Genomic DNA, 25,423 nt, shown 5'->3' on the forward strand with positions numbered 1-25,423 from the left:
ATTTCTATAGCGAAAACATCAACGCAGAGTTGTTAACTAACAATTTTTTTGCTACCTTATTTCTAGTAGGTTTGACAATCTATATAACAGAAATGAAGGGAACAAGACCGTTTACTTACTTCATGATCTGGCAGATTGTTAGTACCTTTCTTTGTATACTTCTTGCTGAAATCTTCGTTATACATACTTACATGAAACATTTGTTTTACGGAGCCATATTTGGAAGTTACATGTTTGTTGAAGGTGGAGTCTTCTTTGTGCTATTTGGAGTCCTTCTTTATTATGTGAAAAACAGAAAGTCGATGGTTCTGCTCTATGTGTTGGCTGCTTTCTTTTTTTACATTTCATTCGCTAAGTTTGGGGGAAGTTATAGCCCTCTTTTATCCCGCTTGTTTCCTTGGGGAGACTATCAATGGTTCATGATTGCATCGCTCCCATTTGTATTGCTATATAACGGGGAAAAGGGGATTGGATTAAAGTATCTCTTCTATTTCTTCTATCCTATTCATATAGCACTACTATATATTTTAGGAGTAGAGTTGGCGAAATAGGAAAAAATTTAAGGTGCGTTTCAGTGTGTTGATTGAAATGTACTTAAACATACCTGTCCATTAATCTAGAAAGGATTAACGGCTTTTTTGTTGATTTCCTATTGATGCAAGCGTAGTTAAAGTCACAAGGTATAGCTGAACTAATAGATAACGAACCTGGTATTAGAGATTTTGTTAGTATTTAAACTTCTTCAAAACCACTGTACGATATTTTGTAATAAAGATTGATAATTGGTAAAGTTCTGAATCAAACCATGTATCATTTGCTAAATTTATTTTCAGTAATGGAGACAATTGTAGAAGCATTGGATAATCAGCAATTCAAGATAGTTACCAACACTAATATAAATTTGATTATATTGCCCAAAACCCGTTAATCCTTGATATTAACGGGTTTTCTAGTTACCAACATTAATGTCTTGAACACAGATGGATCCGGAAGGCTATCTCGAAAAGCACAAGCAGCGTTATCAATCGAACTCAAAGAAACCTTCAAACTAAAGGATGTTTTACTGGTAGTTGGCATCCTGAATCCTCGTACCACTATCATATAAAAATGATGAAGAGGACAGATCCAGACTATCAGTTGGAGGAAGATAACCGTATCAATCGTCGTTTTTACACAAAGTTTGTCATCAAAAATTAACCACAGATATTACAGAATTCAAGTGTTCAAACAATGTAAAACTATATCTGAATCCAATTATGGGCATGTTCAATGGTGAAATCCTCTCGTATGGGATCAGTATGCGTCCAACCTTAGAAGTAGCGATCAAACCTCTCGAGGAAGCGCTGGAAATTGTAAGAGACTCAAAGTTCCTGTACATTCTGATCAAAGGTGGCATAATCAACATAATAAATGGGTAAAAACGCTCAAGGAATATAGGGTGTTCCAGAGAATGTCTCGAATGGGAAATTGTTTAGATAATTCGCCCATGGAGAACTTTTCGGATTAATGAAACAGAAAATGCATTATGGGGAAGTACTGTACTCATATGAGGAATTAAAAAAGAGAATCGAAGAATATATTTGTGTAATGTCCATTACTAGGGCGTGTGGGTTCAAGTCCCACCTCCTGTCCCAATTATGATGGCATTGGTAAAATGGTAAAAAATACCCATTTTTTCAAAATAGATACAATTATAGATGCGATTATTACTGTGTTTATGATATTATATTTTTGAAAATTCTAAATATTGAAAGGGGAAATGGTTATTTTAAGACTAATAATAATGATTACTTTGTTATTGTTTTTAAATGGATGTGAACTAACAAGGGATACCTCTTTAAAACAAAAGAATAGTGGCCATCCAACTTCTTCTCAAATTAGGGACTCGGAAAACTGGAAAGAAAGTGCCACAGTAAGAATTCCATACCAAGATGAATATGGAAATAAATCGGACTATGTATTTAGAATGGGGGATAATGGAAGATTTGGGTTTATGGAATATGGCTCTTTTGTTAAGAATCAAAAACAAAAGTATATGTGGCATTTTTGGTTACAAGATGACGAATATAAAGATTCCATAATCATTACAGCTAAACATAAATATGATTATAAAGAAGAATTAGAAATACTTAAGGAGAATTTTTTCATCTATAGTCCTAATAACGGTGCTTCACATCATATTCCAAGTACGATCAGCCTAAATAAGAGTGGTTTATGGGAATTAGAAGTAAAAATTGATGGAAAACACTTTGGAAGTATTATTGTCAATGTTAAATAGAGGGGTGTGTTCATTATTGAGGATAGCAAGGTAATTAAGCCATTTTCAGAACATATCAGTGAGTTAAGAAAAAGACTAATAATTGTAATGATAACCTTTATAACTTTGCTTGTCCTTTCGTACTTTACTACACCTCATTTAATCCAGGTTTTAAAGGAATCCGCTGAAAGTTATGGTATAGAACTTAATATATTTAAACTAGCTGAATCTATTTCTATATATATGAAAACGATGATATTACAGTCGGTAGTTTTTTCTATACCTTTTTTTTTAACACAAGTATACATGTTTGTTAAACCCGCTCTATCAAAAAATACTAAAATTAAAGCAGTAGTGTTAATTCCCATAATATCAGTTTTGTTTATAATAGGAGCTTCCTTTGGTTTTAAATTCTTAGTTCCTTTACTCCTTTCTTTTTTCATACTAACTTCTGCTCAAATAGGAGTAAGTACAATGTTTGGATTCAGTGATTATTCAAATTTTGTTTTTTTAATTGTATTTCTTTTTGGCTCTATTTTTCAGTTACCTATCCTCTCAGCGTTCTTAAGTTATATAAAAATTCTAGATGTGAAAATTCTGTCTAAGTATAGAAAAATTGCTTACCTCTTTTTATTGGCATTTTCAATAATTATAACACCTCCAGACTTTATTTCAGACATTATGGTAACGAGTATTTTATTTATCCTATATGAAATTAGTATCTTATTATCTAGGTTTGTATTGCAATTAAGCAGTAAGAACCCTCGAACTCATTCTTCAAAAGTTAACCATTACTAGACAAAATAATACTAAAAGATTGAGGTGAAAATATGTTTAATCAAATTGGGGTACCAGGAATTCTCCTTTTCTTATTTGTAATCCTTATAATGTTTGGTACAAAAAACCTGCCGGCAATCGGTAAATCCCTTGGTGAATCACTTCACTCCTTTAAAAAAGGAATAAGCGGAGGAGCTAACGATTTAACAAATACCAAAGAAATAGACGAGGATAATAAACAATGAGTATTTTCAATCTATTAATTGTTTTTATTATCACAACTTTCCTGATTTCTGGATTGCTAAAAGTAATTAATTTAAAATCTTTTATAAACCTTGTTCATTCATATGAAATACTACCCAAAAATTTTGCAAGTATTTACGGTTATACTCTTCCTTTTATTGAAATAATTTCACCTTTATTACTTATAAACAATAGAACTTTTATGTTGGGAGTTCTATTAGTTTTATTGATGTTATTGAGTTTTGGTTATGCTGTAACGTCTATTATTAAGGACAAAAAAGAAATTACCTGTGGTTGTTATGGTAAATTCATTGATGCAAAAGCAGACCATTTTACTCTTGTTAAAATAATTATTATCGCTACAACGGTTAGTTTAGTATCAATTATACAAAAGCAATCTCACCAAATTAACGGAAGTGAAGTGTTCTTCGGAATACTTTTAGCTTTATTATTACTTTTGGTACAGGGGGTGTGGAGTTTTTACCAAGCAAATAATGTATTACTCAACCAATTAAGGAGGTAGATTATGGATCAGTATTTATTGTATTCAAACATCTTGTTATGGGTTGTACAAATCGTTGTATTGCTGAGTATCTTTCTTATTTATAGACAGTTTGGTCAAGTTTATCTAGGAACGGCAGACGGGATATCAAGAGACGGTATACCTATTGGAGATTATTTGCCACGTTTTGAAGGGTTGTCTTATTTCAACAATGAATTATATACAGAAAAACGCCTTAAAGATCTTAATAAACCAACATTAATGGCGTTTGTATCTCCAAATTGTGGATCGTGTAAGGACCTAATTCCCGAGTGGAATAAAGCATATGAAAAATATAAAAATCAATTTAACTTTGTAATTATGGGAGTCGGGGATGATGAGAAATTTGAGGTGTTTTTAAAAAATCGACCTTTAAAAGGACATTTGATTTTAGATGTACGAGATAAGTTTCTTCGGGATTTTAGAGTAAGAGTTACACCGTTTGCATTTGCAATCAATAGCAAACAAGTAGTTACAGGCAAAGGTTTATGTAATGATATGAAACATATTGAAGAATTAATTTCTTCTGTAGAAGTTAATAAAAAAACTATAGAAGGAGTAATTTTAAATGCATAACCTTATTAATTTTTTTGAAAGAATGCAAAAAGTAATGTCCGAGAATATTGCGAGAAGTGTTGAAAGAAGTGAATTTCTTAAAATATTCTTTGGAGGAATTTTTACTGCTTTAATGGCCGTTGCGTTAAAACCAAGTTATGCTTTTGCTGCTTCTTATAGTTGGTGCCAAGTGACAAAGAATGAATGTGATTGTAACCCTCCCTTGGGCAGATATTGCGGTTCTCTTGGTTATACATGTACCAGTGGTTCAAAATGTCCTTCGGGATGCACTGTAAATGATAAATATTACCCGTCGACTGGATGTTGGTGTGCAGCTGCAGCAACCTGTTCAGGAACTTATGTTTGTTGCGATTGCTGGTGTGGCGGAAAAGAGTGTGGGTGTAAATCTCATATACCAGGAGCAGAATAAAATATAAATATTGAACGAAGGGCGGGGCACTGTTATGACAGAGGTACAGTTAATGGTAGTAACTGCCGTAGTAGCTGGAATGTCAACAATTTATACTGTTTGAGGCATCAACGCAACTTTAACAGTTGCCCCTCTTGGTAAGAGGGTTACTATTATAGAATATCTTCAACGAGTTATTATATATGCAATCAGTGCTGCTATTTCAGGATCAATAGTAGGCCTTATTTATACGATGTGCGTGTATGTGTTAACATTTTTCTTACCAGAAATAATTAAAGTCGTTGTCCTAATTCTAATAGCACTGATATTTGTATTACATGAGAGCAAAATAGTAAAACTAAAAATACCTCAAAATCATTGGCAAGTACCATCAAATTGGTTAGGGGGGAATCCAAAAAAAGATATGGTTCTCTGGGGCATAATACTAGGGGCAGGTATATTTACATATATACCCCATATTAGTTTCCATTTACTTTATCTTTATACAGGAATGCTGAGTGAACCAATTAATGGTTTGTATTTAGGAGCTATTTATGGATTTTCCAGAACTATTCCTGCAGCTTTAATTGCAGTAACAAGAATTATAAATTATGAATCAACATTACAATTAAAAGGAAATAATACACTCATGATTTTTGGTAGATTCTTTAACTTATTTATTTTGCTACTTCTAATTGGGTTTCTTTATGTAAATAACCTTGAGCTTTCCCTTTAATTCTTACAAATCTACCGAACTATATAGGGGCACCTATGCGAATAATTTATGACTATTTAGAATGGTTTATTGAAAATGATAAGTTTTTAAGGGAATAAAAAAGGGTTGGCAAAACATGATAATCATTTGGCAATATTATTGGTTAAGTCACATTAACACGGTTGCCTATGAAGCAGTTAACGAGAGTTCAATTCTCTGCACGCTACCATTTTCTTTTTCAAAGAATCCTATGTATCTAGCACATGGGGTTCTTTTTTATCTAAAAAATATGTTCAGCTAATTTCTTTGCTGTCCACAAGAACAGGCAAATCGTTTAGGAGCTTGTTTAACGAACATCTTTTTGTAAATAATTCAGGAAATTCTTCTTTTACATGGGGGAACATAGCTGTTTCCAATTGGGGTCACTCTTTACTAAGAATCATGATGTTTAAGAAACATTCACTTGATGAAGATTTTGTAACGTTTGAAAGGCTACTTGAATGAGGAATCGTTCTACATCTTGAAGACCCCATACCATTTCGATTCTGGAATACGGTAGAAGAAGTCGTATTCTATGAAGCCGGGTTTGCAATAGACAACATTGAGTTTTAGGAGGGGATTTTGCCGACATTAGTGCCCCATACCGACTTGACCGGGAAGATCAACTCCACTTTACATTGTCTAAATTTATATTTAATTCATTCAAAGGATTAAATACCCTTTTCCTCATCAACATAACTCCCCTTAGTTGAATAAACCTCCCTATCATTTTAACATAAATATCCATAAACCTGCTCTATGAAAACAGAAGGCTTGTTCAAACCTTAAGGTAATAAAATTTAAATGCTTGGGACAACAGCATTCTCAAGGGAAAGGAATGCCATATTAAACATGACTAATATGTAAAAGCCTTGAGTTTAATAACAATTTCTAAAAAAGGTCTTGATAAGGTAATCAATTATAAGTCTTTAGAAACTTTAATTAAACAGATTAATTTTAAACAAATGTGAGTGAAGAAGTATGGTTTGTTTTTTATGTTTACCAAACGGCTGTTTTTTAGTTTTTTTAAATAAAGATTTAGGCGATTAAGTAAGTATTCGTGGATAAGAAGATGGTGCAAAAATGTGACACCATCTTTTCTTTTGTTGGTAGCAGCTATTAATGCAAAGGATATTCATTGGATGACTCCCGAATTATGGTACCAAGTGTCTTGAGCAAGTGCACGATACATAGCCGTTTTCCAGTAATTAAGATACTGTTTCTCACAACTCTCGGCACTATCCAATAAATGATTACGAACAGAGTCTGGTCCAGCTGAATGATAAAGCTTACTTAGAAGATGTTTTATATCAGCAAGTTCAGTTGCAGCTTGGATGCTATAGAGCCGAGATAATTTTAGGGAGTCAAAATGGTTTTGAACTCGTGCAGCCTTGATAGAATTCCAGTGACTTGGGGCATTCACATAATATCGTATTGAAACCGGATTGCCATGTATTACATCAGCATCAAGCCAGCGGTCATTCTCGATATCATCAAAGTATGGATGGAGGGGTTCCTCCTCTGGTGTAGCCGGTCGCGAATTGAGTTTCCCTTTGTTACAATCGGAACAAGACGGGACAAGATTAAGTGGTGTTACTACAAGTGAAGGGTGATGTGCCTTCGGTAAATGGTGATCAAGCGTTTGGACAACTCGTTGACCACATAATGGACAAATACCGTTCTTAGGTAAGGTCATCAGTTTGTCATAGTAAATCCTACCTGGCGATTTTTTCGGTACCATCCTATAAGTGTAGACTCTTTCTAGCTCTTTCTTATCCACATTATCTCCTACAGTAGTCTTTTCAGAGATTAGATGCAACGTAGTATTTATAGCATGCCTTTCGAAGGCTTTAGAATCTAATATTACCTCTTGTGTACACGTTAATAGTCGTCGTTTTAACTCTGGATCGGCGACGTAACCTACGCACTTTTCGAATACAACTTCTGGTAGATCTGTAGGTTTAGGCAATTTGCGCATCAATGGCTATCCTTTCAATTCTTGGTGGAGAGAAGAGCTCGAATTATAGCTTTTGCTTCCATTCCCAATTCCCCGTTAAAGTGTTCAACAACTGACTCATAATCCTCATATTCCTCAACCGCATTTAAAAGCATCTTGTGGAATCCAGAATAGGTAACTTCTAACCCAAAAACTTCCCTTGTTAAAGCTCCAATGTTCTCGCCAAAGGTTTCGAGTTGGGGGCGATCAATGGCAATATGGCTTCCACTTCTTCTTAGTATAGAGACACAACTTCTTGGCACTTCCTGTAATACTACAGGAGAATGCGTTGCGATAAGGGCAACCCCATTTCTTCGAATTAGCAGGTCGGATAATGCTCGTGTAAAAGCTGATAATAACGGAGGATGCAAATGCCCTTCTGGTTCATCTAAGAGTACTAATGTGCGTTCTTCAACAGTCTCTACTAATCTGGTAATTGTAAGAAGAATTATCTTATGGCCTGAGCTAAGTCTATTAAATAGATATGAAGCCTTTTCACGGAATTTCTTGTCCGCCTTAATATATGCAAGTTCTGCAACTTCAGAAGCCTTAAACATGGGGTCGGATTCAAGCATATTTATTGCTCGAACCCAACGTACACTCTTTGCGCCTATACAGCATGACTTAGCACTTTCCACAAATTCTTCTAGTAGTTGGGCAGTACTTTTAGGAAGCGCTGAACTTTCTATTTCAGAACGCGGTTGCTTAAGACCTACACAGAAATATCTCATTCCTTTTGAAGCATCAGTTTGTTCTGCTGGCGGTTCTGTTGTATCGAACGCACTGAAAGTTACTGAAACTAGGTTTGCAAAGAATTCCTCTCGTTTTTCCTCTACATCTGATTCGAAGTAGCCTACTTCATCAGGATTAACATGCTCATCAACCAACGAGTGTATCATATTATTTAGTAAATGAGTTTTCCCAACTCCGTTTCTACCTATTAAGATATGAATATTGGTAGGGGGGTTAGATTCGGGTGTTACTTCGAAGCTGAATTCAACCCCTTCAGAAACATTACTTTTTAATTTTGCAGGAACATACCTAAATTTATAATGAGAAAGACTTGAATCCCCATTTGCAAGCCTCCTATATTGACCTTTTACAGAGGCACTTGTTACATCTCTGAGAAGAGATTTGTACATGACATTTTCATTATAAACCTTATCGTAAATGTCGGGTAGAAGTGCGATGTCATTAAGGCCATTCAATATCTCGTAACGAACATCATCACCTAGCTCGTTTAGTCTTTCGTAGTATGTAACGTCCTGACCCAACGAGAAAAAACGCTCATTAAGTGCCTCAAACGATTCAGGAATGTTGGGTCTACCTTTTTCCAAGCCAGTTTCCCCAATTTTGACACTACCAAGATATAAAGTTTCCCCATTAGCATCGATGTAGGTAAGTGTAAACATTGTCCTATATGTAAACCAATCATCCCAATTATCTTTAATCAAATAAACTTGATTTCTTGGTTGGCTTGGTGGTCTGAAACTAACGGGTTTAACTTCGAATAACATGCGAATCCCCCCTTGCTATATTAATTATAGCTCAATTTGTTTCATTTGATTTTATGAATTTGTACACTTTAAAATTCTGAAAATGCGGGTACGCGAAGGGATAAAACCCATAATTGCAATTGATCTAAATACACGGTCATTTGTTAAAACTCCGCGAAACCCTTGATTCCACTGGTTTTAAACATTTTTTTATTGGTCCAGGTTTTAAGTGAAATTTATGCACAAAAAAAATTCCTGAATGTTGGAACCATTAGTACGCATTTGGAAAATTTTTATGGATTCCCAACACTATTGTAAACTCTTATAATAAATCCCAGTGACTTCAATTTCTTCCATGAAAGGAGTAGTAATTCCACTTAGTTATTCTAGTTTCATAGCATAATAACAAATCAAATTAAGTAAAAAGGAGAACAGCATGTCTTCACATCCTAAGTTCTATCGCCCAATAAGTTTACTTCTTACATTGCTCCTTATTTTCACCTCTATCCCCTGGCATGCAAACCGTGTAAAGGCGGAAGAAACAAATATATTGCCAGAAAGCGATGAAACAAACAGTCAAGTTCCAGTTCCTTCGGTACAGGGGCTGGAAGAAGTTGCTTCCCTACGGGCAGAAAACGCTAAGGTATACGAAAATACAGACGGTTCATATGTATCCGAAGTTTTTCTTGATCCAATCCATTACAAAAAGAATGGAAAATGGGAAGATATTGACAATACTCTCGTTGAAAACAGCCAGTCAGACTTTGAAAATAAATCAAATAAATTTAAGGTGAAGTTCCCTAAAAAAGCCAATAATGAAAAGAATATAAAACTTTTCACCTATGAAATTGAGGGACGGACTTTACAGGTAGAAGCATTGGACAATGAACCGGCCAAGCCAAAGGTCCATACTGACGGGAATGAAGTAAGCCCGGTCCTTGAAAAAGGCAAGCAGATCCGTTATAAAGGCCTCTATGAAGGCGTAACATTCGATTATGTGGTCGATGGAACGAAGGTGAAGGAAAATATCATCCTTGATTCTTATAGAGGGAAGAATGTTTTCCAGTTCTTCCTGAAGGCTTCAGGAATGAAGGCGTTCAAGAAAGAGGATGGCTCTATTGAGTTCCGGGATGAGAAATCCGGGAAGTTCCTCTTCTTCATTCAGCGGCCTTATATGTATGATTCGGCTCAAACACCGGAGATCTCACAAAGTGTATCCCAAGAGATTACCAAGATTAAAGACGGCTTCATGCTGACAGTTGCGGCTGACGAAGAATATCTGACGAATTCCAAGCGGGTCTACCCGGTGATCATAGACCCTTGGATCGATGTCTTCCAGCCCCAGGATTCGTTTGTCTCTAGTGCGAATGTGAACACCAACTATAGTGTACTCGATTATTTGTCTGTAGGAAATACAGCGACACTTGGAAAGACACGCACCTATATCAGATGGAACCTGCCTCAAATCCCGAATGCGAAGGTAACACAAGGCAGCCTTGGTGTTTATCAATCCTTATCAAGTAGTCCTGACACGCCAGTTTCCCTGCACCGTGTAACAAGCACACTGGACACATTGGCGGTCAAATGGGCAACACAGCCTTCCTATGATTCAAGCCCAATATCCACAATCAATATGGGCACAAATGTAGGCTACAAGTATTTTTCCATTTCAGATTTGGTGAAGGGCTGGTATGACAATACCATTCCGAATTACGGTGTCCTGCTAAAGTATGCCGACTCGCAGGAACTAAATGGGCAAAAGCAATTCCGGTCTGCTGAATGGAACAGCACCAGCACGAACCCTTATGGGAAACCAAAGCTGGTCATCACCTATCGTCCAAGGACATTACTTGGCATCACGGATTACTGGACCTACACGCCTGATTTGTTTAACGGGGAAGGCAATGCGGTAGTCAATGTCCTGAACGGGAATATGGTCTACGAAATCCCGCTTCTATCACTCCCGGGAAGGAAGGATGCGTTTAATCTCAAGCTTGTCTACAACAGCCGGACAGGGTATGACGATTCGTACGGGTATCGATGGACAATGAGCGCGGCAAGAAGGCTTATACCGAACAATGAAAAAACGATTATTGAGTATCTGGACGGGAATGGGACAAGATTCCATTTCAACAAGCAGCAGAGTGATACGGGTTCCTCATTCACCTCGCCGGAAGGGACATATTTTGAACTGAACAGCCAAGCTGATGGAGGTTATTCGTTAAAGCAGCCTGATGAAACGATGTTGTATTTCGATTCACTGGGCAGGAACACAAAAGTGGTGGATGAAAAGGGAAACACAGTCATTTACTCTTTTGATGGCTCGTCCAACAGGATAACAAAGATTAGCGAGAGATTTGGCTCTGAAACCACCGGCAGGGACATCTCGCTCTCCTATAACCTAACCTCGGGCTTGTTGGAGAAAGTAACTGATTTTAGGGGAACAGAAACCATAATAGGTTATGATTATAACTCTGTATTTAGGCTCGGGACCATTACGTATGCTGCGAATAGGCCTGAGAAAAAGACCATTACTTTTGGATATGATGGCAGCCACCAAATGGAAACCATCACCGATGCAAAAGGGAACAAAGGGCAATTCCGTTATGATAGCCAGAGCAGGGTCACCCATATAATAGATCCCCGTTCAGAAAACATTTTCTCGGAACTGAGTTACCCAACTCCTTACGAGACAGTATTCACGGATGCAAACGGGGCAAAGACCTATTACAGGAACAATGGGGACCTTGACCTGCCAACCATGAACGTGGTTGAAATCATTGAGGGATATGGCTCCAGCAAGCCTATTTCGACAAAATATGAGTGGAAAAACAATCAAATCTCGAAAGTAATCGAGCCATCCAAAGATGGTCAGACAGCAAACCCCACCACCTCAATTGACTATGATGGAAAAGGTAATGCTGTAAAGATAACGAATCCTGACGGATCTATATATGATAACGTTTATGATGATAAGTCGAACGTTACTCAATCAAGGGTAAATAATCAAGTAGTTGATGATAATGGATACGACAGTAAAAGCAACCTTATCTTCTCAAGCGACCAGGCTGTAAATACTGGCTATTCTACCTATGACAAATATGGAAATGCTTTGACCTCTACAACCACTTCGTCGCTTGAAACAAACCTTGTACCGAATAGAAGCTTCGAATCATACGATGCGAACTTCCTACCGCTAAATTGGGGGATGAGGGCAGGAGGCGGTTATACAGCAGCCACAGAAAGCAGGTTTGGAAACCGTTCAGGAAAGATTACAGTTACAGGCCTTGAGGCATACCGTTATTACTTCCAGAACATTGCAATTCCTATACTTGCTGCTGAAGAGCCGTTCACAATATCGGGATACATCAAGACGGAAAATCTCACCGGAACAGGTGCACAACTGGTTGCTTATTTCCAGGATTCTACGGGACAATTTATCCGGGATGCTTCGGGAAGCGCCATATCCTACTCGACACATACGATCAAGGGGACAAAGGATTGGACAGCCATTTCCAATACTTTCGCAGCCCCAAAGAACACAGCTTTTATCCAGGTGCTCTTAAGCTTTAACGGGGCAGGGGCTGCTTATTTTGACGGCATCCAATTAAATAAGGGCTCCTACGCAAATGAATTTGTATCCAATGAAAATGAAGGAATGGAATCGGGAATTGGTACAACCCTTGATAATTGGACACTCAACTCCCTTGGGACAGGGGATGGAAAGTCTACTTTAGATAATAAGGACGGGAAGGCTTCAGCCAGGCTTACTGGAAACAGTTCGGCAAGCCGGTCTATCGGGCAACTTGTCCAAACTAAAGGAAAGACCGGAAGCCCTGTGACTATCTCTGGTTGGGCGAATGCAAGCTCGCCAAACCAAACAGGAGAATTCTCTCTGCAAGTGTCTTTTGTGAATACGGATGGTACCGAGAGCAAATTCACAGTCCCATTTGACAGGACTATTTCAAATGAATGGCAGTTTATCAAACAGACATTCAGGGCTGTAAAGGATTTCAATCAAGTTAAGATTTACGGATACTTTAATAACCAATCAGGGACTGTATTTTTTGACAACATTAAACTTGAGGAGAGGAGTTCAGTATCATCCACTGTTTTTGATACAAGCGGTAATTTTGTAAAGGAAACGACCGATGCGTTAAACCAAACGACCGGCTTTGTCTATGATGAAAATGGAAATCTAAAAGCAGTTACGAGTCCAAAAGGAAACAAAACCAGCTATGACTACAACTTCCTTAATCAATTAAGGACAGTCACCAAGGCTGCACCCGTTGGAAAGCCAAACATCTCAATTTCCTATGAGTATGATAAAGAGGGGAATCTGGAACATCGTATCAATCCACGAGGGTATATTACCTCGTATGAATATAATGAAATCAATCAACTCAAAAAGGAAATCGGGCCATTAGGGAAATACATTGGCTACGATTATCATCCAAACGGAAATTTGAAGGCAATCGAAATAGGGAAAGGGACATCCATTTATTCAACCCAGGAATTTATTTACGACAGCAAGAATCTATTAAAGGAAATGAAGATTGACGGAAATCTGGTATCCTCATATTCATATGACGATGCAGGAAATGTAAATTCCCTAACGTATAAAGGAGACACCTATTCCTTTAAGTATGATGCCATTAACCGATTGGAATCAACTACAGAACCGGGGGGTTATAAGGTAGAAAACCAGTACGGAAATGACACCTCAAAATCGGACCATGGCTTAAGGACTACACTTAAAGAATCAACGAATGGAATTCTATATACTACATCCTTTTCGTATGATTTATTAACACGCTTGTCTTCCGTTACTGCATCCACCGGAGCAGGAATCCATTTAGAGTACAATGAAAAGGGCATGCCAGTTCAGGAGAGATTCATGAAGAATGGGGTAAACCTTCCCGTAGGCCTTTATAAGTCCTTTGATGAGTTGGGGAGAATTACCTCCCAAAACCTTATTGGTTCAACAGAATTAGAACTTAAGTATTCATACAACAAGGATGGGAAGCTTCAAACCTACTCTGAAGGGAATCAGACGCAGTCATTTACCTATGATTATGCGGACCGATTAGATACCTGGACAGGCAACGGGAAGACTGTAGTATATCAATACGATTTTTCTGGTAATCTGTTAAATCCGAATGGAAAATCGCTAACCTTCAATGCAGAAAATGAGGTCGACGGCTTTGAGTACGATGAAGCAGGGAATCTCAAAAAAGATGAATCTAGACAATATGAATGGAACAAAGAAGGCCGTCTTGTTGAGGTGAAAAATATTGATGGAAGTACCGTAGTGAGCTACACCTATTATCCAAACGGTCAGAGAAAGACGAAAACAACAGGTGAAACTTCGTATCAATACCACTACGATGGCGGTGATTTGCTAAGGATTACCGATAAGGACAATAAAACAGTATGGGCGTTCACTTGGATTGACGGTAAGCCTAAAACGGTCACAAACAAACAGGGACAGACATTCTTTTATATCACTAATTATCGCGGTGATGTTGTAAGTATCATCGATGATACGGGATTGACAGTGGCAAGCTATAGTTATGATCCTTGGGGGAATATCCGCCAGGCATATGAGCAGCCGGGAGTTGCCAACCAGCCTTTTGGATATGCTGGATATCAGTTTGACAAAGAGACTAAACTTTACTATCTCCAGGCAAGGTATTACGACCCAGATACATCAAGGTTCATATCCAGAGACCCTTATTCTGGAGATTTGGACAACCCAATAACACAAAATGCTTATGTTTATGCTTTTGCTGACCCGATTTCCATGATTGACCCTCAGGGTACTTATGCTGCATCAGCAATATTAGGTGGTTCGCTTGTACTTGTTCCTGGTATTGGAGAAGCTATATTACTAATTAGTGGGATAGTAATAGTATCAGGTGCGATAATTTATACTGGTTCAAAAATATATAGCCAAGTACAAAAAAAAGCTGCATCTGATTTTAATAATGCGGTGAAAAACGGTTCAAAAACTAAGAATCATTCAGAACAGACTGAAGGTTCTTTACCTGTAAATGGAAAACCGTATTCTTCTAAGGATTTAATTAAAAATGGAAAAGTTCATCAGAGAAGATATTATGATAAAAACGGGAAACCTAAATTAGATATTGATTATTCAAATCATGGGAATCCTAAAAGGCATCCAAAGGTACCCCATAGACATGATTGGATTAACGGAGTAAGACAAACAACATGGTATTAAGGAAGGAGAATGTCCTTGATGAATATAGAGGAATTGAAAAAAAGGTTAATAAATGGTGAAGAATTTGTGTTTTATTTTAACCATGAAGAGTATTGGATAGGCAGGACCATAGATTGCTTTTACCTATCAAGGGTCAAGGACAGTAATGTACAAGAATATAAAGATGTAGAAGACTTAATTAACAAAGCAACGATTGAAAACCGGATATTTTCTGATGTTTTTCCTGAAATCGACTTATAACGGGTTAACTTCTAAAAATATAGTTGAAAATAAATACCAACTACAATAAGGCTTTCAAAAAGTGGATACTTTTAATTGAATATTTTAATGGGACAGCCCAAGTACTGAGTAGATGTTTTACTCTGTATTTGGGTTTTTATTAGAATATCCTTCGAACCTAAAACAAATTAGTAGGGGGATGGTCAAATGAGTGGACATAAACACAATCATGGGCATCTGAATCTCAATTAGAAGATCTGGCCCGGATGAAGAGGAACAGAGAAATTGTAAGAGGCGTTGTTTCTTCTGTAGGAACGAAAAAAGGTAAAGTCCTTGAGGATGGCAAGTATGTTGACAAGGAAATAGAAATTGCTGTATTCCTTTTGAAAGGCGGAGTTTCAGCATACTGCCCAGCCAATGAGTTTTCCTATTATGAATTTACAACAATTAACGGCTTCACAAACACAATGCAAACTTTTATGTCGGGTTTGTACTAACATTTTTGTCCTTGTACAACTCTTCAAAAGGGAGGGTCTTTATTAACTCGTTAAATTATTCGTATAATATAAATTAACCTGTATAAACGGTCACTTGTTAAACGTCCAAAACCCTTGGCATTACTGGTTTTAGGCGTTTTTTTTAATCGTGTTCTAAGTGAAAGTGATATTAACACGATTTATAACGTGTAATGGTACCTCGCCAAACTCGAGAGGAAGAAGGCAACAACTTAACCTCTCGTCTAGCCCCGTACTCGAACCGTTCGACCGTTTCCAAAGAGTTCGTAAATTTTTCACTTAGTACGTCCGCAAGCCTATACCGGAAAAATGGACGACCTTGGCCAGTTCAAAACAAATAAAGCCACTTCTAAACACCATGAAAAAATCATGAAGGCTCTTAAAGCGCCATTTATGATTTTTTCATGTAAGATTTAATTTACCTTTGAAGAATAACAACCTCTTACCATCTTTTAAATTAGGACCAGAAATTGATTTGATTTTCCCCATTCTATGTTTAGTAATAACTTGCTTAATTTTCAGATTTAGATGGAAGGCTAGTTCGTAAGTCGTTATATATAAATTTGTAAACATTAAATAGTTTTTTATTGGAATCCCAGTAGAATTGGAATCGATATCCCCAAAGCGACCACATTTTATCCAGAATACAATGTCGCTTTTTTTTATACCCAGGATAAAAATTAAATCTCTATAACTTATCTGACATGAATTTGAACACAATTGAAGTACTTTCCTTTTAATGAAGTAATAACATTCACGCTTATCTAGAATTGTCTCAGACAGTTTTCCTGAATAGTGAAATTGAACTTCTTTATTAATCATTCCTTCCAACAGTATTGTAGCTTTATCTGGTCCTGCCCACAACATAATTTGGTTAAATGTCAAAGGATTTATAAGGGAAGATGACAAAGTTGAATTAGCTGCTAATATCTGATTCAAATGTTCAATTGAATTATTTGGGATTACCCAAGGGCTAGAGGAACCGCAGCAATACGAAAATGAGTTTGAAAGCATTTTGGAATTGAGGATTGATAAAGTTGCCCTTGCACTAGTTCCCCAAAAATCTCTTAGTTCTTCCTTTGAGTAACTCGTTTTATAGTTGTCGACAAATATAAAAAATTCTCCTTTATCAATAAAATCAAATTGCTGTCCTTTATAAATAACTTTATGGTTGTTGATTAAGTTAGAATGAATTATACTTCCATTAAATTTGTTGTTATAAAATCTAATCTCATCCGATCTAATAAAATCGTTGCCTTTTATCAAGGCTTTTTGTTTAGCGATATAATTTGTAAGTTCATTTGAGATCTCCCATAAAGGAGTCCCTAAGAGTTTTGGAATGCCATTTCTAATGAAACTAATGTATTCCACTTCTTTTTTTTCAGCATTATCGAGAAAACTATAAAATTCTTCTGGCCAGTTATTGATTATATTAAATGTATGTGTATATAAACATATTGTTTGTTCTATTGTTTTAGAGTTTTTTAGGTGATTCCTCTCTAAAGCCTTTCCATCATAAATAATTCCTAATGATGGTATGGAAAGGTCTTTTGAATTCAATAGTTGAGCTACCCATAAAGATAAGAACTCTAACACTTTAAGGAATGTTTGAGAATCTTTTATCCATGTATGTTTGTACACGAACAAATTATTTAATATGGCACTATCAATGATTTCTTGATAAAAGTTGAATAATGGTTCATCACACTTCACGCTTACCGAATTGCTCAAGACTGTGTGACATTTAGAGCATTTATTTTGTATAATCTCATTAGTACTTATAATGTTTTGGCAATCCAAGCATTTATCTAAAAGATATACATTATGTTTTCTACACATAATTGATTGACAAATGACCCAATTCTTCCTTTGATAATTTTTCTCACCCACACAAATTGGACAATATCTAGTCTTTGAGTATAAAAACCATTGGTTTTTTTCCTTATTTTCCACCTCGAATCCTAACATCTCCAAATGCCTTACAAAAGTTAAGGAATATACTACTTCTTGTGATATCCCTAAGAATACTGATATTTCTTTTAGTACTTCATCTGTAACCCAATTAATTAAATTTTCTCCGATCTTTAAAGACGTTTGAGCTTCAATAGTCTTAAATATCCATTTTGGATTTTCCATTAAATGTTCATTGGCCATTCTTCCGATTAAACTAAGTAAAGTTTCATTTGGATAAGGTTCTGGGTAAAAGAGCATCATATTACCACCTGGCTTTTTTTTCTATCATTTCCTTTATTCTCAGTAAGTATAAGGGGTGTTTAAATGAAAGCGGCTCGTAAAATCAAAGCAAGTAATAAACTTAGCACCAGAGGCAAACACCGTAGTACAAAGATGTTCAGAATGATACCTTGGGAAAGTACTCTTGAAAGGGATTTCATAAAAGTTTTAGATTTTGATCCATCTATTGTTTATTATGAGTTCCAACCAATAAGGATAGATTATATTTACCAAGGGAAACAAAGAAAATACTATCCTGATTTTTTAGTCAGAAAAACCGACCATAAAGAATACATTTATGAGGTCAAAGATTCAAGTAAGATTGAAGATGAAAATACTGTGTTAAAAACTCAAGTGGGGATAAAATACTGCCAGGAAAATAACCTGTCTTATGCTGTCGTCACCGAAAAGGATATACGAAAAGGATATCTGATAGATAATTTAGATTTGCTAAGTGAAGTAAGAAATGATTCTGCTAGCAGGAGGATAATGGTAAATATTATATCAGCTGTTAAAAAGTCAGTAGGCGGAATTTCAATAGGGCATTTAAAAAAATGTATTCCTAATATTGATGAAGGTGAGCTAGAGTGCAACATCTTTCATCTTATCTATACACACGAATTACAAGTTGACATAATTACCTACCCAATAAATGATCAAATGATTGTTGAAAGGAGGATATAAAATGGCTGGCCATTATTTTAGAACAGGTACTCGCTTTTTAATAAATGACAATGAATATGTTGTTAGAAGAGAGATAGAGGATATAGATTGCGAAATAGAAAATTTAAGTTATAAAAAGATAGAAGTTAGGCGAAAACATGATTTACTAAGTTTATGGAGGGAAGGACAGTTAATCTTCAGGGTTAATGAAGAAATAGAAAACTTAATAAAAATTCAAAACATTAATGATGTGGATGAAAAATTAAAAAATGAGGCTTTCGAGAGATTTAATATACTGGCTCCTGTTTTAAATGGTGATATATCACCAAGTGAAATACCTTTATATCTAACTTCCTTAGGGGATAGAGTGAAAAGATCTGCTTTTTACGATTGGAAAAGCAGGTGGGATAAGACGGAGGATATACGGTCCCTTGTCCCTATAAAACCTGGTCCAAAAGGTTCAAGAATGGAGAGTGATTTACTCGAAATACTCGATGCATCAATAAAATTTTACTTGGATAGCGATGGAAAACATACAATAGAGGACATTTACTCAGAGTTTATTTTGAGAATTAATGAAGAGAACCTAATAAAAGGTACAGATGAAAAAAAGCTGCCGTATGTCTCTCGCTCAACAGTAAGAAGAAGAAAAATGAAGTTAATTAATATTTTTGAACAAGACAAAGAGAAATATGGGAATATATTAGCGAAATTAAAAAGGGATGGAGTAAAAAAAGAGGTAATTGCGAAAAGACCTCTTCAAAGGGTTGAAATTGATTGGACCACTGTTAATGTGATGCTCATTGACCCTGTAGACTTAAAAGCAAAAAGGCCTACATTAATATATGCAGTGGATAAAGCTACGGGATATCCATTGGGCTTTTACATAACATTTAACCCTGTAGATAGTGATGCATTAAAGCAGTGCCTTATTCATATTATAATGCCTAAAACATACTTAAAGGAGCTTTATCCACTAGTTGAAAATGATTGGATTTCATATGGTATTCCGCATACAATTGTAGTGGATAATCATACTGTTAATGATTCATATGAGTTTGAGGAAGCATGCTACCAAGTTGGTGTAAAAGATGTTCAATTTTGTACTATAGACGCTGGTTATCAGAAAGGAACTATCGAGCGAGCTTTCAGAGCGTTAAATACTAAATTTATTCATAACTTAAAGGGTACTACTCTTTCTAACTTTATTGAAAAAGGCAGATACGATTCAATGAAAAAAGCCTGTATCACGATGCAGGGATTTATATACATGGCTCATATAGCAATGGTAGATATGGTTGCAAATGAATGCAGTTCAAGAAGAGGAGACTCGCCACACCGATTATGGATAAGTGGAATGGAAGCCAATAAACATTTAAGCCTTCAAATTCCTAGGAGCGTTGATGAGTTAAAGATAATGTTAATGGCTGGTTCAGAGTTAAGAAAAGTACAGCAACAAGGTATAGTTGTCCATAACGAATGGTACTATAGTAAAGAGCTTATGGATATAAAAAACAAGCTTGAACAATTTAACAGACAAGACGAAGTTGTTAGGGTTAGGTTTGATTGGTCCGATATGAGAATAGTTTATGTCCTTGACCCTTTTAAAAAAATATATATTCAAGCCAAGGGAACGGGTTTTCAAAGAAAAAACATAAATACAGACTATCCTGTTCCTATTCAAGTTTTACAATTGGAATCAAAAGTACGAACTGAAACCAAAAAATCATTTGATCCAAGTAATAGAGCGAAAGCCAAAAGGAAAATTGCTGCTATTCAAGAAAATGATAATAAAACAATAAAAACCTGGAAAGATAGCTCAGAGTTAGATAAGGTAATAAGTTCAAGTTTTATTACTGACACGGTTTTAAATTCAGAAACAGCAGTTGATGTCACTTCTATTAGTGATGAGATAACTATTGTAGATAGTGGTACAAATGATCAAAGTAAAAGAACTAAGGGCAAAAGTAAGAGCAATAAACCCAGAGATAATGAAAATAAAAAAGAAACTATATATATGGAATTCGAAGACACAGATGTTGATGAATTGCCGAAATGGACTACTTCATTAAAACGGGAAAAAAGGGCGTGATTCTTGAATGGATACTACTGCATTTCAAAAATTAAATGGGATTCCTGCAAGTATTATTGAGGTCAAAAGACGAAGAGAACATGTGAAAAACATAATAGTAAATCACCCCAGCTATTCTGAGATTTTGGAAACACTGGAGGAGATACATTTATTTTCGACTAATTCTGTTGAAAGTGAGTCCCTATTTTTATATGGTATACCCGGGGTTGGAAAATCAACTGTATTGGAGAAATATAGAGACCAATACCCTCGTCAGTTAATAAATGGATGTACTATAGTCCCGGTTTTGTATAACAAGGTACCAGTTGGTGCCACTCCCAAGTCTTTGGCCTCAAGTCTGTTAAATTCATTAGGTGATCCAGCATACGATAAAGGGACTGAAACCAGTCAAACAGAGAGACTCTTAACATTCATTCAAAAATGTCAAGTTGAAATGATTATAATTGATGAATTTCAGCATTTAATTGATAGAGAAACAAAGAATGTATTAAACAAGGCATCCGATTGGGTTAAGAAATTTTGTGATGATGTAGGTGTACCGATTGTGTTATGTGGAATGCCTGAGTCTGTAAAAATATTTGAACACAACGAACAATTAGATAGAAGATTTTTGAATAAGGTCGAACTGGGAAAATTTAATTATTCTACAAGTGACGAACAAATTTATTTCCGAACCTTTTTAAACAACATTGATGAACAATTACCCTTTTTCTTCAAATCGAATTTAGCTAAGAAAAGTCTTGCAAATAAGTTTTTTTATGCAACGAATGGTATTCCATCTTATGTTAACATGCTTATAAGAGAAGCAACGACAATCGCGGCTAAAAATGGAAATGACTTTCTTGATGAAAATCACCTGTATTCTGCTTTCAATAAATTAAAATTCTCTAATAGACCAAATGTAACTAATCCATTTGCGGATGATAATTTTAATATTATTGAGGCTTATGAACGTGAAGAGAGAGCAAAGTCATCAATTAGAACAGGTTAAACACTTTTATGATGAGAGGGTAATAGGGCTTTTTAACGAAACTAAGAATTAAAAATAAAACCCTTGATTAAGTTTATAAACGTATAAATTAATTTTATAGGACCAAAAAGGGTGATTTTATTAACTTGACTCTTGCACTTTTTAAGTGAGCTCCTAAAAAAGGGCATAAGGGTAGTGCAATCAAAAATCAGGTTTTTTAAGCGATTGGTTTGAGGGTTTTCAACGCCTTATATAGCGGGGGTTGGCCCAGCCTTCCCGGTATACATACACGACCAGTTGGCCGAACATGTGGCTTCTGATTTTCCGGACTGCTTCCCCGAACGTGATGGGTGCATCTTTTGACCATTCTACTCTTTGAATTTTCAGGAAATTCCGCGTTAGATACTGGATAGTCCAATATCGATGGATGGCCTTTAAAGAGAGAAGGTGGTAATGGTCGAAACCCATCATTTCCTTGAAGTAGCGGTATGCCAACTCGATCTCCCAGCGGATATTGTAGTAATGGAAGGTCAGGACATCCAGACTGATATCCGTTGAGAGAAGAGAAAACGGATTTTCTCCATGGAAAAAAATATTCCCAGGACAATAGAACTTTGGCATTTTCAATATCCGAAACCGGCCCTTCATAGCCATAAATGCGAAGTCTTCCTTTGTCCTTCATTGTAACGGAATGAAGGTCGGAGTTTTCGATGTGACGGTTCGCAAATTCAGAAATTAGAACCTGAATGCCCGCAGGGCAAACCAGCGTCAAGCCCTTTCATTTTCCTGGCCGTGATGTCCTTCCCGCAGCCAGTGTCATTGACGATGAGAAAGATGAACTGCACCACATCACCCGCTTTTTTTCGGGCACGGCGGATAACACGCATAAGATGTTCCAACCTTCTTCTTTGGACCCGGTTCGCACACCAATGGGGATTCCTTCAGGAACGTGTCACGGTCCTTTGCAGTATGTTCCCGAATTTGAGTGACTGTCTTTCGGCCCTCAGCCAAAATAATTCCATGCATGATGGAAATAAGGTGATGAAACTGAGGTTTCGACAGGCAAAAACCTAAAGCAACAACGAACTTGACGATAGCTGAATAGAAGGATACCATGACCTTAGACATCTCCTTTTTTCTGGATTTTTGTTTGGTGTGGTAACCTACAAATTCCACGAATTAAGGGATGTCATTCTTATTTTTAGGGACATGTTAAACAAGACTCAAGTAAATTACTTTTTGTTGAGATTCGATTTTTCTATTGCGTATTTATTAAATGCTACTTTCAATTGCTCTGCATAATTAATATTGTTAAAATAATCCCTACGAAGCTGTTTTAGCAAGCAAAGGGATGGCTATATGAATTGCCTTTTTTAAAGCCTATAATAGATAGAAAAAAAGACAAGGTTTTCAAGCTTTCAGCCTAGATTCCTTGTCTTTTTTGTTGACTAACAATTAGACTATATTGGTCCATAAATCTATCCTAATGTAATTACCTCCGGCTTTGCAATAGAACAGGATATTAGATTAGTTTATTACCAAAATTTCTAAGTGGGCGTAATCAGAAATAGCAGTAAGTAATGGAAGTGCTTGTCTTTCATTAGAATGACCAGCTAATTTAAAATCAGAATTATTATTATCATAATCTGAAATGATCATTACATGGGTTGGGACCGTTATAAAACCAGAAGCGCCTTTGTGAAGAATTACAACTCCTCCTCTATAAATTGGTCGATTATAAACTTGTGTATGATTGGTTTTATAATATGAGGTAGCCATTGAATGAACCGTAGATTTAGGATTCCAATATGATTTAAATTCAACTACACTTATCCAAGGGCTTGGATCGGTTAACGTCCAACTATAATCCAATTCATAAGCACTATTTATTATCCAATATGTGGAGTTTTTCTTAGTTATAGTCCAGTTTCCTGACTTTGGCATACCTCCACCAACATGCATAGCTTGAGATACAAAGTTTGCGCAATCTGATCCATAACTCCCTGTGAAGTTAGGATAATTAGTACTGTACTTGTTATAATTGTTATATGCCCAATCAGCTGCTGAATAAGTATTATATGAAGAAGCTAAATTCATATTATTGTTTTGTTTTTCCTTTACTTTATCTAAAAAAATCTTTGTTCTAGCATCATCAGTGCCTTTTACGTATCTATCAAGATAATCAAATAATAATGATTTTTTATCTTGATCTTCTAAAGAAGTATAAATTTCTTGTATTTTATGCATAATCTTAATTCTAACTTCTTTTTCTAAGGAAATGGTTTGTTCCTTTAAACCGTCGTCACCGAAATATTCTACTAAGTACTCTGCCACTTTTAAATCTTCTTGGTAATAGCTTTCAAGAGCATCTCTAATAATTTGGTCTTCAACAACAGGATCGACCAAAGGATCTTTATCTACTTTCAATGTTAAATTTTGGTTTTTCTCATTAAGGTATGCCGTAATATAAGGATTATCTTGGTTTATTGCTTTAGTTGGAGTACTTGGCAGTGATAATGTTAATAAAAAAAGTGAAGCTAGAATAATAGTAAAGCTTTTCTTTAAAATATTTAACATATAAACTTTCTCTCCCTCGTGATAATATTTTTTGAAAAAATTTTTATTTATATATTTTATACATAATTTACCTCCCTTTCTAAATATTAACAGTATATTCAAATTATTCCACCAAATATTTTATGATATTATCATATTTGTAAAAATTATGTATAAAAGGAGCGAAAATAGTAAACAATCAGCAATACGACCGAATTAATACGTTGTATTTTTGTAAAATATACCAAAAACTTATATGCAAACAAATTCCATAGCCCTGCCATTGTAATCCAATTCTTTCGTGGATAAGCCGAAACTGGCGGAACCCTCCATGCCGTTCTTGTGGAAAGGACACGTAACCATGATTTTGTGACCAGTCCTCTTTATGTCCCTGAAAAGATTCGGGTCTAGCTTCGTTCTTTTCAGTTCATACACTACATCTTCCACTGTTTTGCTACTATGGGATTCTCTTAGCTCAAATCAATGAGTTAGACAGCTTAGATAAAAATGAACTAATGTTTTTAACAAGGTGAAAAGAAATAAAAGCAAAACACTTGCATCATTGATGTGGAATATCGTTTGTAGCGTTATGTTCTTTTTTATTCAAAAAATATAAAAACTAAATATATGTCAGTTATAATAAAATTGAAGGTATATTTAACTGCTGAAAAAGTAGGAGACTAATATGTTGTTGCTTTAAAACAAAGATGAAAATGTAGCACCATTTATAAAAAAGTTTTATCAAATTCCTGTAGATTTAATTGAATACAGGATTTGGTAATATCCTATTTGAATTAAAGTATAGGTTAATTGAAGAAGGGAATAATATATATGTAGGAGGTGTGAGGTGTGAATATTGTTTTCTCAATTATAATATTATTTTCTTTATTGGTATCTACATTTACAT

Annotated in this window: 20 protein-coding genes and 1 pseudogene; 15 read left to right on the plus strand and 6 right to left on the minus strand. The window is 35.7% G+C overall.

Going from position 1 to position 25,423, the window contains the following annotated elements; genetic code table 11:
• The 9 genes and pseudogenes from AR337_RS23625 to AR337_RS10730 form a co-directional block, all read left to right on the plus strand.
• Nucleotides 1-551 (plus strand): annotated as a pseudogene (locus AR337_RS23625) (TraX family protein); the annotation flags it as partial.
• Nucleotides 552-1,506: 955 nt separating this feature from the next.
• Nucleotides 1,507-1,641 (plus strand): hypothetical protein, encoded by a 135-nt coding sequence (locus AR337_RS24055; protein WP_082686928.1) that lies wholly within the window; start codon nt 1,507-1,509, stop codon nt 1,639-1,641.
• A 118-nt stretch (nt 1,642-1,759) separates the two neighbouring features.
• The gene (locus tag AR337_RS10705; protein ID WP_059171991.1) at nt 1,760-2,278 is read left to right on the plus strand and encodes a hypothetical protein; all 519 of its coding nucleotides are present in this window, start codon (nt 1,760-1,762) and stop codon (nt 2,276-2,278) included.
• 87 nt (nt 2,279-2,365) lie between these two features.
• Entirely contained in the window at nt 2,366-3,055 is a 690-nt protein-coding gene (locus tag AR337_RS24060; protein ID WP_367576259.1) for a twin-arginine translocase subunit TatC, read from the plus strand.
• 32 nt (nt 3,056-3,087) lie between these two features.
• A complete protein-coding gene (locus AR337_RS10715) occupies nt 3,088-3,279 on the plus strand; it encodes a twin-arginine translocase TatA/TatE family subunit (RefSeq protein ID WP_059171993.1) in 192 nt (63 codons plus the stop codon).
• Nucleotides 3,276-3,800: a MauE/DoxX family redox-associated membrane protein gene (locus tag AR337_RS10720; protein WP_059171994.1), complete on the plus strand. Its 525-nt coding sequence runs from the start codon at nt 3,276-3,278 to the stop codon at nt 3,798-3,800. Before AR337_RS10715 ends, AR337_RS10720 begins: the two co-directional genes overlap by 4 nt.
• A gap of 3 nt (nt 3,801-3,803) precedes the next feature.
• A complete protein-coding gene (locus AR337_RS10725) occupies nt 3,804-4,394 on the plus strand; it encodes a TlpA disulfide reductase family protein (RefSeq protein WP_059171995.1) in 591 nt (196 codons plus the stop codon).
• Nucleotides 4,387-4,803 carry a hypothetical protein gene (locus AR337_RS23140; RefSeq protein ID WP_156424368.1) on the plus strand — a complete coding sequence of 139 codons (417 nt, stop codon included), beginning with the start codon at nt 4,387-4,389 and terminating at the stop codon, nt 4,801-4,803. Before AR337_RS10725 ends, AR337_RS23140 begins: the two co-directional genes overlap by 8 nt.
• Nucleotides 4,804-5,047: 244 nt before the next feature.
• A complete protein-coding gene (locus AR337_RS10730; RefSeq protein WP_156424369.1) occupies nt 5,048-5,518 on the plus strand; it encodes a hypothetical protein in 471 nt (156 codons plus the stop codon).
• A 1,153-nt stretch (nt 5,519-6,671) separates the two neighbouring features.
• Here AR337_RS10730 and AR337_RS10735 read toward each other — a convergent pair.
• Nucleotides 6,672-7,316 carry an HNH endonuclease gene (locus AR337_RS10735; protein ID WP_156424370.1) on the minus strand — a complete coding sequence of 215 codons (645 nt, stop codon included), beginning with the start codon at nt 7,314-7,316 and terminating at the stop codon, nt 6,672-6,674.
• Between the two features lie 212 nt (nt 7,317-7,528).
• Nucleotides 7,529-9,049: an AAA family ATPase gene (locus AR337_RS10740; RefSeq protein ID WP_059171998.1), complete on the minus strand. Its 1,521-nt coding sequence runs from the start codon at nt 9,047-9,049 to the stop codon at nt 7,529-7,531.
• Nucleotides 9,050-9,464: 415 nt separating this feature from the next.
• Here AR337_RS10740 and AR337_RS10745 point away from each other — a divergent pair, with 415 nt between their 5' ends.
• From AR337_RS10745 to AR337_RS10755, 3 genes are all read left to right on the plus strand, one after another.
• Nucleotides 9,465-15,269 (plus strand): DNRLRE domain-containing protein, encoded by a 5,805-nt coding sequence (locus AR337_RS10745; RefSeq protein WP_059171999.1) that lies wholly within the window; start codon nt 9,465-9,467, stop codon nt 15,267-15,269.
• An 18-nt stretch (nt 15,270-15,287) separates the two neighbouring features.
• On the plus strand, nt 15,288-15,509 hold the full coding sequence (locus tag AR337_RS10750) for a hypothetical protein (protein ID WP_059172000.1): 222 nt from the start codon (nt 15,288-15,290) through the stop codon (nt 15,507-15,509).
• A 245-nt stretch (nt 15,510-15,754) separates the two neighbouring features.
• Complete coding sequence (locus tag AR337_RS10755) at nt 15,755-15,985, plus strand: hypothetical protein (protein ID WP_059172001.1); 231 nt, start codon at nt 15,755-15,757, stop codon at nt 15,983-15,985.
• Nucleotides 15,986-16,405: 420 nt separating this feature from the next.
• On the opposite strand, the gene AR337_RS10760 is transcribed toward AR337_RS10755, so the two are convergent.
• Nucleotides 16,406-18,214, minus strand: coding sequence for a TniQ family protein (locus AR337_RS10760; protein ID WP_059172002.1), 1,809 nt, complete (start codon nt 18,212-18,214; stop codon nt 16,406-16,408).
• Between the two features lie 66 nt (nt 18,215-18,280).
• Between AR337_RS10760 and AR337_RS10765 the strand changes: the two genes are divergently transcribed.
• Genes AR337_RS10765 through AR337_RS10775 form a run of 3 tightly spaced genes read left to right on the plus strand, consistent with a single transcriptional unit; the run spans nt 18,281 to nt 21,981 of the window.
• Nucleotides 18,281-18,919, plus strand: a complete 639-nt coding sequence (locus AR337_RS10765; RefSeq protein WP_059172003.1) for a TnsA endonuclease N-terminal domain-containing protein — start codon at nt 18,281-18,283, stop codon at nt 18,917-18,919.
• Nucleotide 18,920: 1 nt separating this feature from the next.
• Complete coding sequence (locus AR337_RS10770; RefSeq protein WP_059172004.1) at nt 18,921-20,990, plus strand: Mu transposase C-terminal domain-containing protein; 2,070 nt, start codon at nt 18,921-18,923, stop codon at nt 20,988-20,990.
• 7 nt (nt 20,991-20,997) lie between these two features.
• Nucleotides 20,998-21,981, plus strand: a complete 984-nt coding sequence (locus AR337_RS10775; protein ID WP_059172005.1) for a TniB family NTP-binding protein — start codon at nt 20,998-21,000, stop codon at nt 21,979-21,981.
• A gap of 219 nt (nt 21,982-22,200) precedes the next feature.
• On the opposite strand, the gene AR337_RS10780 is transcribed toward AR337_RS10775, so the two are convergent.
• The 3 genes from AR337_RS10780 to AR337_RS10790 form a co-directional block, all read right to left on the minus strand.
• Nucleotides 22,201-22,614 carry a hypothetical protein gene (locus AR337_RS10780; protein WP_059172006.1) on the minus strand — a complete coding sequence of 138 codons (414 nt, stop codon included), beginning with the start codon at nt 22,612-22,614 and terminating at the stop codon, nt 22,201-22,203.
• Between the two features lie 195 nt (nt 22,615-22,809).
• Nucleotides 22,810-23,076, minus strand: coding sequence for a hypothetical protein (locus AR337_RS10785; RefSeq protein WP_059172007.1), 267 nt, complete (start codon nt 23,074-23,076; stop codon nt 22,810-22,812).
• 411 nt (nt 23,077-23,487) lie between these two features.
• Nucleotides 23,488-24,537 carry an amidase domain-containing protein gene (locus AR337_RS10790; protein WP_156424371.1) on the minus strand — a complete coding sequence of 350 codons (1,050 nt, stop codon included), beginning with the start codon at nt 24,535-24,537 and terminating at the stop codon, nt 23,488-23,490.
• Nucleotides 24,538-25,423: the final 886 nt, after the last annotated feature.

Source organism: Bacillus sp. FJAT-27445 (assembly GCF_001510665.1).
In the GTDB taxonomy this organism is placed as follows: domain Bacteria; phylum Bacillota; class Bacilli; order Bacillales; family Cytobacillaceae; genus Bacillus_D.

What these genes read in the sequence shown, in the direction of transcription:
- AR337_RS10705 (WP_059171991.1), top strand. Translation starts at nt 1,760, where the DNA reads ATGGTTATTTTAAGACTAATAATAATGATTACTTTGTTATTGTTTTTA.
- AR337_RS10740 (WP_059171998.1), bottom strand. Translation starts at nt 9,049, where the DNA reads ATGTTATTCGAAGTTAAACCCGTTAGTTTCAGACCACCAAGCCAACCA.
- AR337_RS10780 (WP_059172006.1), bottom strand. Translation starts at nt 22,614, where the DNA reads ATGGCTATGAAGGGCCGGTTTCGGATATTGAAAATGCCAAAGTTCTAT.
- AR337_RS10725 (WP_059171995.1), top strand. Translation starts at nt 3,804, where the DNA reads ATGGATCAGTATTTATTGTATTCAAACATCTTGTTATGGGTTGTACAA.
- AR337_RS10720 (WP_059171994.1), top strand. Translation starts at nt 3,276, where the DNA reads ATGAGTATTTTCAATCTATTAATTGTTTTTATTATCACAACTTTCCTG.
- AR337_RS24055 (WP_082686928.1), top strand. Translation starts at nt 1,507, where the DNA reads ATGAAACAGAAAATGCATTATGGGGAAGTACTGTACTCATATGAGGAA.
- AR337_RS10785 (WP_059172007.1), bottom strand. Translation starts at nt 23,076, where the DNA reads ATGGTATCCTTCTATTCAGCTATCGTCAAGTTCGTTGTTGCTTTAGGT.
- AR337_RS10755 (WP_059172001.1), top strand. Translation starts at nt 15,755, where the DNA reads ATGAAGAGGAACAGAGAAATTGTAAGAGGCGTTGTTTCTTCTGTAGGA.
- AR337_RS10715 (WP_059171993.1), top strand. Translation starts at nt 3,088, where the DNA reads ATGTTTAATCAAATTGGGGTACCAGGAATTCTCCTTTTCTTATTTGTA.
- AR337_RS10790 (WP_156424371.1), bottom strand. Translation starts at nt 24,537, where the DNA reads ATGTTAAATATTTTAAAGAAAAGCTTTACTATTATTCTAGCTTCACTT.
- AR337_RS10750 (WP_059172000.1), top strand. Translation starts at nt 15,288, where the DNA reads ATGAATATAGAGGAATTGAAAAAAAGGTTAATAAATGGTGAAGAATTT.
- AR337_RS10760 (WP_059172002.1), bottom strand. Translation starts at nt 18,214, where the DNA reads ATGCTCTTTTACCCAGAACCTTATCCAAATGAAACTTTACTTAGTTTA.
- AR337_RS10775 (WP_059172005.1), top strand. Translation starts at nt 20,998, where the DNA reads ATGGATACTACTGCATTTCAAAAATTAAATGGGATTCCTGCAAGTATT.
- AR337_RS23140 (WP_156424368.1), top strand. Translation starts at nt 4,387, where the DNA reads ATGCATAACCTTATTAATTTTTTTGAAAGAATGCAAAAAGTAATGTCC.
- AR337_RS24060 (WP_367576259.1), top strand. Translation starts at nt 2,366, where the DNA reads ATGATAACCTTTATAACTTTGCTTGTCCTTTCGTACTTTACTACACCT.
- AR337_RS10770 (WP_059172004.1), top strand. Translation starts at nt 18,921, where the DNA reads ATGGCTGGCCATTATTTTAGAACAGGTACTCGCTTTTTAATAAATGAC.
- AR337_RS10745 (WP_059171999.1), top strand. Translation starts at nt 9,465, where the DNA reads ATGTCTTCACATCCTAAGTTCTATCGCCCAATAAGTTTACTTCTTACA.
- AR337_RS10765 (WP_059172003.1), top strand. Translation starts at nt 18,281, where the DNA reads ATGAAAGCGGCTCGTAAAATCAAAGCAAGTAATAAACTTAGCACCAGA.